The sequence below is a fragment of the Sphingobacterium athyrii genome (assembly GCF_003071065.1).
In the GTDB taxonomy this organism is placed as follows: domain Bacteria; phylum Bacteroidota; class Bacteroidia; order Sphingobacteriales; family Sphingobacteriaceae; genus Sphingobacterium; species Sphingobacterium athyrii.
On record NZ_QCXX01000004.1, the window covers coordinates 134,003 to 146,640 of the forward strand.

The following is a 12,638-nucleotide window of genomic DNA, read 5'->3' on the forward strand; positions in this document are numbered from 1 at the left end:
CTGCAAGAGAAAAAATAAAAAATCTTAACTTAAATCAATAGCGTCGACACAATTAATCCCGTCTATCGCGGCTGAAATAATGCCGCCGGCATAGCCGGCTCCCTCCCCACAAGGGTAAAGTCCTTTGACCTGAGGGTGTTGCAGGTTTTCTTTATTTCGCGGGATACGTATAGGCGAAGATGTCCTCGATTCTACACCGACCAGAATAGCTTCGTTCGTATAATAGCCTTTCATCTTTTTACCAAATATTGGGAGGGCACCCCGAAGCGCTTCATGTACAAAAGTTGGCAAAACCTCTCGTAAGTCTGCCGAAGAAGTTCCGGGTTTATACGAATTTTCCGGTAGATCCATAGATACTCGTCCTTCAACAAAGTCAACCATCCGCTGTGCAGGAGCAACAAGGTTTCCTCCGCCAACTTCGAAGGCCCTGCGTTCGATCTGCTTTTGAAAATCAAGCAGAGCAAAGGGATCATTCAGGGTATTAGGTACATCATCGAGGTTGATCTGGATGACGGTACCTGAATTGGCATGTGGATTATTCCGTTTGGATGGAGACCAGCCGTTGACGACGATTTCGTTATGGTCAGTTGCACAGGGGGCAATAACGCCACCCGGACACATACAAAATGAAAAGACACCGCGATCATTAACTTGCTCGACCAGACTATAATAGGCTGGTGGTAAATGCTCACTTCTGGCCTGACAATGGTATTGCGCCTGATCAATAATAGCCTGTGGATGTTCGATGCGGACGCCCAACGCAAAGGCTTTTGCTTCAATCAACCAATTATTGCGATGAAATAGTTCGAAAATATCACGCGCGGAGTGGCCCGTGGCTACAATCACATGATCGGCTTTGATTTCTTCTCCACTGGCTAATTTTACCCCACGGACCTGACCAAAGGATTCCAATATATCATCTACACGTTGATCGAAAAGAAACTCACCTCCAAATTCGATCACACTCTCCCGCATCGCTTCAATAATATGCGGGAGCTTGTTGGTGCCGATGTGGGGGCGGGCATTCACTAAAATGTCCGTTGTGGCTCCATGGGACACAAAAAGCTTAAGGACTTTGTCAACGTCACCTCTTTTATTGGAGCGGGTATAAAGTTTCCCATCTGAATAGGTCCCCGCGCCACCTTCTCCGAAACAGTAGTTAGATTCGGGGTTCACAGTGCCCTCGCGGTTTAGCTTCGCAAGATCGCGTCTTCGGTCCTGTACCTTTTTGCCTCTCTCAATGACAATTGGTTTGAGACCTCGCTCAATACAGCGGATCGCGGCGAATAAACCTGCAGGGCCTGCGCCAACGATAATAACCGGCTTTCCTGTCCGGACAGATTTAAAATGATTTTCATATAGCTCAGGCAAAGGGAATTCGTCGATGTAATAAATGACCCGTGCCCTATAAACCACCTGTCTGCTGCGGGCGTCAATAGAACGTTTACGAATTTTAAATCCTTTGACCTGTTGTGGTTTTAGGTGCAATGCTTTTACACCTTCTTGTAGAATATATTGCTCATCTTCGATTTTTTCGGGAAGGATAGCAATTTCAATTTCTTTTTGCATAAGATAAAAGGGCTGGGTTTTTATCCCAAAACCGCCACAAAGTTACGGAATATTGGTTGTTTGCCGATTTGGAAATAAAAATATTCTTATCTTAGTAGGAGCTTGGTATATGCTTTGATAGTGTATCCATATAATTTGAATAGTATTTAATTCTTTTAACAATGAAAATGAAAAGATTTTTAGTAGCCCTATGCGGTTTATTTGCATTAGTATCATTAAACTCATGTGGTTACAATACGATGGTTTCTCAAGATGAGAATGTCAAAGGGAAATGGGCACAGGTTGAAAATGCTTACCAACGTCGTGCAGATTTGGTGCCGAACTTAGTGAACACTGTAAAAGGTGCCGCGAAACATGAAGAAAGCACATTAACTGCCGTGGTTGAAGCGCGCGCTAAGGCAACGTCGGTTACCATCAATGCGGATGATTTATCGGAGGAGAATATTGCTAAATTCCAGAAAGTACAAGATCAGTTCAGTGGTTCTTTGAGTCGTCTGCTAGCTTCGGTAGAGGCTTACCCGGACTTAAAGGCAAATCAAAACTTTTTGGAATTGCAAGCGCAATTGGAAGGTACGGAAAACCGTATTTCGACGGAACGTAGATCTTATAATGAAGCCGTACAGCAATTCAATACGACTGTACGCAGCTTTCCGAATAATTTAATGGCGGGCATGTTCGGCTTTAAAGCCAAAGGTACATTTACTGCTGCCCCTGGTTCAGATAAGGCCCCTACCGTATCATTTTAATAACATCTTTGTTAGAAATGGACGAAATGATGGATGATGCGGCTTGCGTATGGCCCTTCATCCATTTTTTTTATACAAAATGCTTTATGTTAGATGTTTGTATTCCGTTTGGGCCGAAGGTCGAACTCTTAATGTGAACATAAATGAAAATATATTATGGCTTTAAACGCAGAAGAGCAAGAAAGAGTCGTTCACGCCATTAATCTGGCTGAAAACGAGACGTCAGGAGAAATTCGTGTTGTGATAGAAAATCACTGCCCAGATGAAGTTCATGACCGTGCAACATACTATTTTTCCAAATTAGGCATGCATAAAACTGTGCTGAAGAATGGGGTTCTTATTTATATTGCATTGGAAGATCATAAATTTTCCATCATTGGTGATAAAGGGATCGATCAACGCGTAGAAATCGACTTTTGGAATTGCACTAAAGATCTAATGGTCGAGGAATTCCGTATGGATAGAATTGTGGAGGGACTGGTGAAAGGGATTGAACATGCAGGCAAACAGTTAGCGAAATTCTTTCCCCGTGAACATGACGATATTAATGAATTGCCAAATGACATTGTTTTTGGTGATCGCTAGTCAATAAAAAAATAAAACTTATGTCGAAATTATTTTACCGGGTTCGGATTCCGGTCATGCTGATGTTGCTTTGGGCGCTGACGTTCATGACAGCAATAGGTCAGGATTTTCCGGAGGCACCGAATAGACTTGTTAATGATTACACTAATACGCTGACTTCGAGTCAAAAGCAGCAATTGGAGCAAAAGCTGCTGGCATTTGAAGATTCTACATCTACACAGATCGCTGTGGTTATGATGAACTCCACCGGAGGATATGATATTTCAGATTACGCTGTCCGTCTGGCGAAGAAGTGGGGTGTCGGTAATAAAAAATACAATAACGGTATTCTATTGCTGGCAGCATTGGGCGACCGGGCTGTTACGATTCAGACCGGCTATGGAATTGAAGGAGCGGTACCAGATGCGATTGCTTATCGTATTATAGAGAATGATATCAAACCGGCATTCCGCCAGAAAGATTATTACAGTGGAGTTGACAAAGCGACGAATTCCCTGATTTCCTATGCCAAGGGCGAATATAAAGCTGATCCCAAACAGCCTAGCGGCGGTGGATCGGGATCCATCATATTTGTCATTATTGTCGTGATATTTCTTGTCGTGATGTTTTCAAACCGCGGTGGCGGAGGAAAAGGCGGCGGGCGTGTGATGAATGGCCGTGGCTCTTCAGATATTTTCTGGTGGACTTTGCTTAACGGTCTTGGGGGAGGTAACCGAGGTGGTGGCGGTGGATTTGGAGGTGGATCCGGCGGTGGGTTTGGTGGATTTGGTGGCGGTGATTTCGGTGGTGGCGGTGCTTCGGGACGATGGTAACAACTTTGCTAAATAATGTTAAATAGCATGTCAATGCAACGGAAATCTTTTACATTTATGGGAAGTATATAATTATGAAGAAGGGAATATTGATGGGTTTAAGCTTTTTACCAGCCTTATTGATGGCACAAGAAAGCTATACAGTGACAGGAAAAGTGAATGCAGCTTCTGATAAGGCTAAAGTATTTATGCAGTACGCCAATAATGGTACCCGTCAGCTAGATTCAGCTGCTGTGGTCAAAGGTGAGTTTAAATTTAACGGCCAGGTAGCATCGCCAACTAAAGGTGTGATGATTTATTCTGCAGAAGGGCTTTCCTTTGGCGAACTCCGGGGTGCACAAAAGCAACCTGAAACGGCTCAGTTGTATTTGTCCAAAGGTGTGATCAAAGTAGATGCATCCAAAGGATTTAAAGATGCTGTGATAACAGGTACAGCGATCAATGATGACTTTACGCAATACAAAGCTTTTGTTAAGCCTTATGCAGATGGATTTGAAGCATTAAACCAACAATATTATGCGGCTTCGGATGCGCAGAAACAAGACCCCAAATTTATTGAGGGGCTGCAAAAGCAAGCTGGAGAGATCTCGGAAAAGATGGAGAAAGCTGATGCTGAATTTATCAATAAGAATCCAAAAAGCTGGTATACATTGGATTTGCTTTCCGAAAACGTAAGCGGCGAAAATGTAAACGAGTATGTAACTTCTTTCGAGAAACTGTCTCCGGAATTAAAAAATTCTGAAAAAGGTAAAGAATTGTCCGAGCGCATCCAAAAACTGAAAGCTGTTGCCATAGGTTCGGTAGCTCCTGATTTTACATTACCGGATACTACAGGTAATAATGTCTCTTTATCTTCACTTCGAGGAAAATATGTATTGTTGGATTTTTGGGCGAGCTGGTGTGGACCTTGTCGTCACGAGAACCCGAACGTTGTTGCCGCATTTAATAAATTTAAAGATAAAGGCTTTACTGTGTTTGGTGTTTCCTTGGACAATCCAGGTAAAAAAGATGCTTGGATGAAAGCAATTCATGATGATAATTTGCAACAATGGCCACATGTGTCCGATTTACAGGGCTGGAAATCTGCTCCCGTGAAATTGTACGAAGTACGTGGAATTCCACAGAACTTCTTAATTGATCCGTCGGGTAAAATCGTCGCTTCAAATCTAAGAGGAGAAGCTTTGGAAGCTAAATTGGCAGAGCTATTGAAATAAACTGTTCTTTCAGTCCGGTACTGAAATACAAAAACACCTACTTAAAATCTTATCTTTGTTGATGGATTTTAAATAGGTGTTTTTTGTTATAGAAGCCAGCTATTGATCTTTTACCTATCTTTGTCCGGAGGATGAACTCACCTTTAAAAAATACTCGTTCCGACCAATCTTGGTGTGGCGAATCATTTACTCAGGAGTTCGTGGAGATTGAACAGAGTGAAGTGTACTCAGAATAGCATAAAATGAAAGAAAAACTGATATTGGTCATGGTCTTGGCTATTTTTGCTGTCGCCTGTAATTCGAAGAAAGAAAATGGCGTGCCAGTGGTAAACCTTGAGGCGCTCAGTGCAATCCCTTTGGATCATTCCATTGACGCGCTGGCGAAGGGGACGGAATTTATAGATGTGACATTACCGCCAAATGCGCGGATAGATGAGCTGTCACAAAAAGAACTAGGCCTGTTGAAGGCAGCTGCCTATCGCTTCTATCACCATGTGTCTTTAGCTGACAATCAATATCAAGTTGATATCAAAGATCCCAAGTCTTTATATATCTCCGATCAGGTTGTCAAAGCCTATGAGCAGGCAATCCAAAATACCAATCATTTTGCGGATTCAATGGCTAAGGCCGGACAAGCGATTCAATTACCTGCCGTAAATGAAGAATATCTCAATAAGCTACTGAAATAGCAATTTCAAACGAATGTAAAAGCTAGTCAGATAGTGGTATTGTCTAATTTGGGATATAAAAGAAACGCGCATGATATTTATTTCATGCGCGTTTCTTTTATATATCCGATGGAAAACACTGTCCTTACAAGGAAAGTATTTCAATGATACGAAGTAGATCTTCGTTAAGTTTAACGTTATGTTTAATCGCGCTCTTGAAAGGTGTGAATCTAACTTCGCTGCAGATCAACCCGGCCATTTCGCCTCTACGTCCTGCAACGAGTGCTTCTACTGCAGCAACGCCAAGTCTACTGGCCAATACACGGTCCATACAGGTCGGGCTTCCACCACGTTGGATGTGGCCTAAAATAGAAAGCCTTACATCGTAATGCGGGAAATTTTCCTTTATTTTTTCCGAAACGACCATTCCACCTTCTTTGTCTCCTTCGGCAACGATGATAATGCGTGAAGATTTATTCTTCCGGCTTTTATCCAGCCTTTTCATGATTGTATCGTAATCCACCTCAAATTCGGGAACCAATACAGCTTCCGCACCGGTGCTTATACCAGAACGGATGGCGATCAAGCCCGAGTCACGTCCCATAACTTCGATCACAAAAACACGGTCATGGGATTCTGCAGTGTCACGGATCTTATCTACAGCCTGAATAACGGTGTTTATTGCTGTATCATAGCCAATGGTAAAGTCTGTTCCGGCCAAATCATTGTCGATTGTGCCTGGGAGACCGATAATTGGAAAGTCAAACTCGTCAATGAATTTTGATGCGCCAGTAAATGTTCCGTCACCTCCGATGACAACCATTGCGTCAATTCCATGGCTGCGTAAATTATCATAAGCTTGTTTGCGTCCTTCTATTGTCTTGAAGGCTTCGCTGCGGGCAGTTTTTAAGATAGTACCGCCACGCTGTATGATATTGGCCACAGATTTGGCATCCATGGGAAAAATTTCACCATTGACCAAACCATCATAACCCCTGCGTACACCAAATACCTCAAGATTGTTATAGATACCCGCCCTTACTACAGCGCGAATACCAGCATTCATTCCTGGAGCATCTCCTCCAGATGTCAAAACAGCAATTTTTTTAATGTTACTCATACGTACTCAAACTTAGCTATTTTTGTGTTTATATACAATTATATTTCCGTTATTAAAAGTTATGAATCACTTCAAAACAATTAAATAATAGCCATCTGATCTGCATTTAATCTAAATGAAGATTAAACTTCATGTAAACTTTATAATAGGGCCAACAATTATAACAAGCTATTTAAGCAGCCCAAGGTTGGGCCGCTTATTTTTTTGCTTTAAAAGCATCAATACCACTTTGCAAAAAAGCTTTGTATTGTTCAATATTATAGTTTGCGCCAGTTTGTGGCACTAATACTGTCCCAGAAGCGTCGACAATGACATATAATGGTTGCGAGTTGCTATTGAAAGTAGATGCTTGAAAATCACTATTTTTATTGCCAATCGTTTTGATCTTCTTGCTGCTATACTTAGAAACAAATTGTTCGTTTGCCGGTAATTCTGTTTTATCATCCACAAATAGTTCCGCCATAACAAATTCTTCTTTTAATAGTTTGGCAACACCTGGATCTGTCCATACATTTGCTTCCATTTTTCGACAATTCACACAGTTCCAACCTGTGAAATCTATTAATACAGGTTTATTTAGTTCTTTCGCAGCTTCCAGAGCTTGATCATAATCGTAGTACGGGTCAAACCCTTTAGGTGTACCGCGTTCATGGAAGATTTCGGCGTATTTCTTTACTTTACCATCGCTGTGCGCTGGCGCACTTGCTACTCCAGCTGAAAGGTCAAAGTCCTGTGTTGCAGAAGGTGGTAAGAAAGCCGAAATGGATTTCAATGGTGCGCCCCATAGACCAGGGACCATATAAACAACAAAAGAGAATACAATGATTGCCAATAGCGTTCTCGGTACAGATAGAAATTTCAGATCACTATCATGTGAAAACTTGATCTTGCCGATTAGGTATAAGCCCATCAGACCGAATATGGCAATCCACAAGGAAAGGAATACTTCACGATCAAGCCAATTCCAGTGGTAAGCCAGATCTACGTTGGACAAAAACTTTAGCGCCAAAGCGAGTTCCAAAAATCCGAGAACGACCTTCACCGAATTGAGCCATCCGCCAGATTTTGGTAATGATTTTAGCATGGAAGGGAACATAGCAAACAGACCGAAAGGGATCGCCAAAGCAATGGAAAAACCCAGCATACCAACCGCTGGGCCTAAACGTTCGCCTTTTGATGCTGCTTCAACGAGCAAAGTGCCGATGATCGGACCTGTACAGGAAAAGGATACTAATGAAAGGCTGAAAGCCATAAAGAAGAGTCCGATCAGGCCTCCTTTATCGGATTTGGCATCCATCTTATTGACAAAAGAACTTGGTAGCGTGATTTCGAAAGCCCCAAAAAAAGAAGCTGCAAAGACAACGAGTAAAAGAAAAAATAGGAAATTAAATATGCCATTCGTTGATAATGCATTCAGCGCGTCCGAACCAAAAGCAATTGTGATAATCATGCCCAAAGCCACGTATATCACAATAATAAAAAGGCCATAGAGGAGCGCTTTGCTAATGCCGCTTGCACGTGTGCCCGACTGTTTGGTGAAGTAGCTGACCGTTAGTGGAAGCATCGGGAAGATACACGGCATCAAAAGAGCGGCAAAACCACCGATTAATCCAGCAATAAAAATGCTCCAAAGTGATTTTTTCCCTGTATCTGAATTTGATGAAGAGACATGTGTTGTTGCCTTATCCAATTTGCTGCTATCCTGACTGAGGGTCGTGTCTGGGGCCTCTGAAAAAGCCAAATCGTCTGGTACGGCCTCTACCACAGGTGTGGTGTCAGGTGAAGATTCAAATTGAAGCCCTTCAGTACTCGTTAGACTGTCTTGTTGAAATGCAAAAGCTGTCGTTGTAAGTGGAAAACTGAAAAAAGCAATTAAAAGTAGAATAAATGTGTTTTTTAACATGCGTATCTGTTTCTGATGTCAGCTTCAAAAATAAAAAAAGGCGATGAGAATCGCCTTATTATTTTATCCGTGTATGATCATTTTTACTATTTGATTGTCACAGCAAAAGCATATTCATCCGGGGGAAGACATTGTGATGCATCACAAGCCTGCCATTCTACGGTGCCTTTTACTGTTGCAGTACCTTTATTTAACTTTACTTTTTGCTGAAAGATTACCTCATTTGTGAAATAACCAACATCCATTTTAAATACCTCTTCGTGTTTTACCTTTGGTTTTGGCTCAGCGGTTTTACCTACCAATGCGTAGTCAGCAGCTTTAGCAAAATTGAATGAAGTTGGGATAGGTCCGCCATCTTTAATATTCTGCGAATAGATGTGCCATCCGTTTTGGATTGTTCCTTTGACATAAACAACAGCTTCGTTGTTGTTCAGTTTTTTGCTGGCTACAGTCCATTTTACAGGTTTGTGAATTTGAGCGAAGGCTCCGGTAACTGCGAAAATTACCACAGTTATTAACAATACTAATTTTTTCATTTTCCTAAATAATTATTGCAGTTCGTTATACACCTTTGATAACTAAAGTTGATAAAGGTTTAATTTATCCGCTTCACAAATTTAGCATATTCTAACATGGTTTATCTGGATTTTGTGTAAAGATTAGGATATAAGATGGCTTATCTCCTTGATGTTGAATTTATGCAGTTTGTTGTCAATAAGCACTTGCAGTTGGCCATCGATCCCCACGGCTTTGATGATCCCGATTTTTTTTTCCCCTGCGACCAAAAATGGTTTTTCCTCGCCTTTCCAGAAAAGTAGCTCGTTATAATAATCCAATTGGAAACGCCACGATTGGGTATAAAGGGTATTGTATTCCTTTTGGAGACTTGCGAAAAGTTCGACAGCCAGGTCTTTAATGACATAATCGTCTCTGTCCGTAAGGGTGGATAATGAAGTAATTGTTGTCGCTGTGTCAAAATTGACCTGATTGATGTTTATGCCTATTCCGATAATAGAAGCATCAATTTTATTTCCCTTTAACTTATTTTCAATAAGGATCCCTGCTATTTTTTTGCTGCCGACATAAATGTCATTGGGCCATTTTACGGTTACAGGCAGCTTCGTTTTGCTTTTAAGCCACTTTACGACGGCGATAGCCACAGAGGCGGAGAGTGCAAACTGTTGTTCTATGGATAAAAAATGAGGTTTTAAAAGAATGGATGTGGTCAGATTTTTTCCGGGTTCGCTGACCCAGGTACTCCCGCGTTGTCCTTTTCCTTGAAACTGATCTTCTGCTAAAATGGCAGTACCCTCTGCGAGTGGCTTGAAATTTGACAATAATTCTCTTAAATAATCGTTTGTAGAGGCAACTTTGTCAAGATATATTATATTTTGACCGATGATAAGTCCCGAAATATTGTTATTTTGCAAACTGAAAGTATTAAATAAATATTAAGTCAAAACTATCATATTTTTTAATGAGTAAAAATAAAAGTTCAGAATTGTCGCAACGTCTATCAGAAATTATCGTTCACGGTATGCAGGAAAAGAAAGCAAACGAGATTGTTCGCTTGGATTTAAGAGATCTTCACAGTTCTGTTTCTGATTATTTTGTGATTTGTCATGCCGACTCGAACATTCAGGTTAACGCTATTGCCAAGAGTGTAGAGGAGGAAGTTTATAAAGCTTTTGGTCAAGAACCCCAATATAAAGAAGGACAATCAAATGGAGAATGGTTGATTTTGGATTTTGTGGATGTGGTTGTACATATCTTTAAGACCGAGAAGAGAGCACATTACGGAATTGAGGATTTGTGGGGAGATGCACAGATTCAGCATTTCCAAAGCGCCTAATAACCGCCTCAGTACAATAGTTTATACAGAAAATATAATTACGATATAATGAAAAAAATCCCAAGTAGTAAGGTAAGCCCAAAACCGCCGAAATTCAATTTTGTGTGGCTTATGATTGCCATGTTTTTAGGTTTTTTTGCCTTGCAATATGTTTTTGGAGAAAACCCGGCTAAGGAAATTAGCTATAGTGATTTTGAAACACGCATGTTAAAAACCGGAGCCGTTGAGCGTCTGGAAGCATATAAGAAAAATGATCTTGTAGAGGTAGAAGTCTATCTAAAAAAAGGCTGGAAAGACAACCCGAGTTTTAAAGATGTAACCAAGAGTAATGATCCTATTCCCAGTCTTGCTGGTCAAGAGGAAACAGGACCTCAATATGTCTTTAAGGATGCCTCAGCAGAGGTGTTGGAGAAGAAATTAGCAGCATCACAAGCTGAATTGGCTCCTGGAACACCTAAAGTGCAATTGAAATATGCTGACCGTTCCAATCCTTGGGCGAGCTGGTTTGTGACATTTATGTTGCCATTGTTGGTATTGGCAGCGATCTGGATTTTCTTGATGCGCCGGATGGGTGGTGGTGCTGGTGGTGGCGGTGGTGCGATCTTTAATATCGGCAAATCCAAAGCACAATTATTTGATAAAGAATCGCAGATCAACATTACCTTTAATGATGTCGCTGGTTTAGAAGAAGCAAAACAAGAGGTTATGGAAATCGTGGATTTCTTGAAAAATCCACGTAAGTACACGAACCTAGGGGGTAAAATTCCGAAAGGAGCATTACTTGTAGGCCCTCCGGGAACAGGTAAAACGTTATTGGCAAAAGCTGTTGCAGGTGAAGCACAGGTGCCTTTCTTCTCCCTATCAGGTTCAGACTTCGTAGAGATGTTTGTGGGTGTGGGTGCTTCACGTGTCCGTGACCTGTTCAAACAAGCCAAAGAGAAAGCCCCTTGTATTATCTTCATTGATGAGATTGATGCAATCGGTCGTGCTCGTGGGAAAAATTCTATGATGGGTGGCAATGACGAACGTGAAAATACATTGAACCAGTTATTGGTGGAAATGGATGGTTTCGGTACGGATTCAGGTGTTATTATTTTAGCAGCGACAAACCGTATCGATGTATTGGACACAGCATTGTTGCGTCCAGGACGTTTCGACCGTCAGATTTCTATTGACAAACCAGATTTGATAGGTCGTGAGCATATTTTTAAAGTGCATTTAAAACCATTGAAGTTGTCAGCGGAAGTGGATGCCAAAAAATTATCAGCACAGACACCGGGTTTTGCGGGAGCAGAGATCGCCAATGTGTGTAATGAAGCTGCATTGATTGCTGCACGTAAAAACAAATCTGAAATAGATATGCAGGATTTTCAGGATGCGGTGGATCGTGTGATCGGTGGTCTTGAGAAAAAGAATAAAATCATTTCCCCCGAAGAAAAGCGTATTGTTGCTTATCACGAGGCGGGGCACGCCATTGCGGGTTGGTTTTTAGAACATGCCGATCCTTTGGTAAAAGTGTCTATTGTTCCGCGTGGAGTAGCGGCGTTGGGATATGCACAATATCTTCCACGTGAACAGTTCTTATATACAACCGAACAACTGGTTGATAGTTTGTGTATGACTATGGGCGGACGTGTGGCAGAAGATATTACTTTCGGGAGAATTTCCACAGGAGCTCAGAATGATTTGGAGCGTATCACGCAACTTTCTTATGCAATGATTGCCATTTATGGTATGAATGATAAGGTAGGAAATGTGTCTTTCCGTGATAGCTCAGAGGCTTCTTTTCAAAAACCATACTCTGACAAAACGGCAGAGCTGATTGATGCTGAAGTCCGTAATCTGATTACAGACGTCTACGCGCGGACAAAACAACTTTTGTTGGACAAACGTGAGGGGTTGATTAAGATCGCGGAGAAACTATTGGAAAAAGAGATTCTTTTCCAATCTGATCTTGAAGAGATATTAGGTAAGCGTCCTTTCGATACCAAAACAACTTATGATGAGTTTGTCAACGGGGCTGACGGCGGCGGTGTACCACAGACCGATTTACCATTGGATGTTCACCCTGAGGAGGCATCTTCAAAAGATGATCAGCGATTGGACAATAATCCGTCAGGTAGTTTAAACTAATTTAGATTTTACAGCGCTAGAAAAACTCTAGCGCTG

General features: G+C 41.5%; 12 protein-coding genes. 7 read left to right on the plus strand and 5 right to left on the minus strand.

What is annotated here, in order from left to right:
• Window positions 1-24: 24 nt before the first annotated feature.
• Window positions 25-1,569 (minus strand): NAD(P)/FAD-dependent oxidoreductase, encoded by a 1,545-nt coding sequence (locus tag DCO56_RS15295; protein ID WP_108634653.1) that lies wholly within the window; start codon window positions 1,567-1,569, stop codon window positions 25-27.
• Between the two features lie 167 nt (window positions 1,570-1,736).
• On the opposite strand from DCO56_RS15295, the gene DCO56_RS15300 reads away from it, so the two are divergent.
• The 5 genes from DCO56_RS15300 to DCO56_RS15320 all read left to right on the plus strand — a co-directional run bounded on the left by DCO56_RS15300 (window position 1,737) and on the right by DCO56_RS15320 (window position 5,615).
• Window positions 1,737-2,315 carry a LemA family protein gene (locus tag DCO56_RS15300; RefSeq protein WP_108635100.1) on the plus strand — a complete coding sequence of 193 codons (579 nt, stop codon included), beginning with the start codon at window positions 1,737-1,739 and terminating at the stop codon, window positions 2,313-2,315.
• 156 nt (window positions 2,316-2,471) lie between these two features.
• Window positions 2,472-2,900, plus strand: coding sequence for a TPM domain-containing protein (locus DCO56_RS15305; protein ID WP_313533156.1), 429 nt, complete (start codon window positions 2,472-2,474; stop codon window positions 2,898-2,900).
• Between the two features lie 20 nt (window positions 2,901-2,920).
• Entirely contained in the window at window positions 2,921-3,712 is a 792-nt protein-coding gene (locus tag DCO56_RS15310) for a TPM domain-containing protein (protein WP_425444076.1), read from the plus strand.
• Between the two features lie 74 nt (window positions 3,713-3,786).
• Window positions 3,787-4,926, plus strand: coding sequence for a TlpA disulfide reductase family protein (locus tag DCO56_RS15315; RefSeq protein ID WP_108634655.1), 1,140 nt, complete (start codon window positions 3,787-3,789; stop codon window positions 4,924-4,926).
• Between the two features lie 242 nt (window positions 4,927-5,168).
• Entirely contained in the window at window positions 5,169-5,615 is a 447-nt protein-coding gene (locus tag DCO56_RS15320; protein ID WP_245935844.1) for a hypothetical protein, read from the plus strand.
• A gap of 124 nt (window positions 5,616-5,739) precedes the next feature.
• Here DCO56_RS15320 and pfkA read toward each other — a convergent pair whose 3' ends face one another.
• The 4 genes from pfkA to DCO56_RS15340 all read right to left on the minus strand — a co-directional run bounded on the left by pfkA (window position 5,740) and on the right by DCO56_RS15340 (window position 10,047).
• The gene (gene pfkA / locus DCO56_RS15325; RefSeq protein WP_108634656.1) at window positions 5,740-6,714 is read right to left on the minus strand and encodes a 6-phosphofructokinase; all 975 of its coding nucleotides are present in this window, start codon (window positions 6,712-6,714) and stop codon (window positions 5,740-5,742) included.
• 196 nt (window positions 6,715-6,910) lie between these two features.
• Window positions 6,911-8,617: a protein-disulfide reductase DsbD family protein gene (locus DCO56_RS15330; protein ID WP_181390570.1), complete on the minus strand. Its 1,707-nt coding sequence runs from the start codon at window positions 8,615-8,617 to the stop codon at window positions 6,911-6,913.
• An 86-nt stretch (window positions 8,618-8,703) separates the two neighbouring features.
• Window positions 8,704-9,153, minus strand: coding sequence for a protein-disulfide reductase DsbD N-terminal domain-containing protein (locus DCO56_RS15335; protein ID WP_108634657.1), 450 nt, complete (start codon window positions 9,151-9,153; stop codon window positions 8,704-8,706).
• Window positions 9,154-9,276: 123 nt separating this feature from the next.
• Window positions 9,277-10,047, minus strand: coding sequence for a biotin--[acetyl-CoA-carboxylase] ligase (locus DCO56_RS15340; RefSeq protein WP_245935845.1), 771 nt, complete (start codon window positions 10,045-10,047; stop codon window positions 9,277-9,279).
• A gap of 47 nt (window positions 10,048-10,094) precedes the next feature.
• On the opposite strand from DCO56_RS15340, the gene rsfS reads away from it, so the two are divergent.
• Complete coding sequence (gene rsfS / locus DCO56_RS15345; protein ID WP_077437259.1) at window positions 10,095-10,469, plus strand: ribosome silencing factor; 375 nt, start codon at window positions 10,095-10,097, stop codon at window positions 10,467-10,469.
• A 48-nt stretch (window positions 10,470-10,517) separates the two neighbouring features.
• A complete protein-coding gene (ftsH, locus tag DCO56_RS15350; protein ID WP_108634658.1) occupies window positions 10,518-12,602 on the plus strand; it encodes an ATP-dependent zinc metalloprotease FtsH in 2,085 nt (694 codons plus the stop codon).
• Window positions 12,603-12,638 lie beyond the last annotated feature (36 nt).

Coding starts and splice junctions, on each gene's coding strand:
- DCO56_RS15295 (WP_108634653.1), bottom strand. CDS start 1,569: ATGCAAAAAGAAATTGAAATTGCTATCCTTCCCGAAAAAATCGAAGAT.
- DCO56_RS15300 (WP_108635100.1), top strand. CDS start 1,737: ATGAAAAGATTTTTAGTAGCCCTATGCGGTTTATTTGCATTAGTATCA.
- DCO56_RS15305 (WP_313533156.1), top strand. CDS start 2,472: ATGGCTTTAAACGCAGAAGAGCAAGAAAGAGTCGTTCACGCCATTAAT.
- DCO56_RS15310 (WP_425444076.1), top strand. CDS start 2,921: ATGTCGAAATTATTTTACCGGGTTCGGATTCCGGTCATGCTGATGTTG.
- DCO56_RS15315 (WP_108634655.1), top strand. CDS start 3,787: ATGAAGAAGGGAATATTGATGGGTTTAAGCTTTTTACCAGCCTTATTG.
- DCO56_RS15320 (WP_245935844.1), top strand. CDS start 5,169: ATGAAAGAAAAACTGATATTGGTCATGGTCTTGGCTATTTTTGCTGTC.
- pfkA (WP_108634656.1), bottom strand. CDS start 6,714: ATGAGTAACATTAAAAAAATTGCTGTTTTGACATCTGGAGGAGATGCT.
- DCO56_RS15330 (WP_181390570.1), bottom strand. CDS start 8,617: ATGTTAAAAAACACATTTATTCTACTTTTAATTGCTTTTTTCAGTTTT.
- DCO56_RS15335 (WP_108634657.1), bottom strand. CDS start 9,153: ATGAAAAAATTAGTATTGTTAATAACTGTGGTAATTTTCGCAGTTACC.
- rsfS (WP_077437259.1), top strand. CDS start 10,095: ATGAGTAAAAATAAAAGTTCAGAATTGTCGCAACGTCTATCAGAAATT.
- ftsH (WP_108634658.1), top strand. CDS start 10,518: ATGAAAAAAATCCCAAGTAGTAAGGTAAGCCCAAAACCGCCGAAATTC.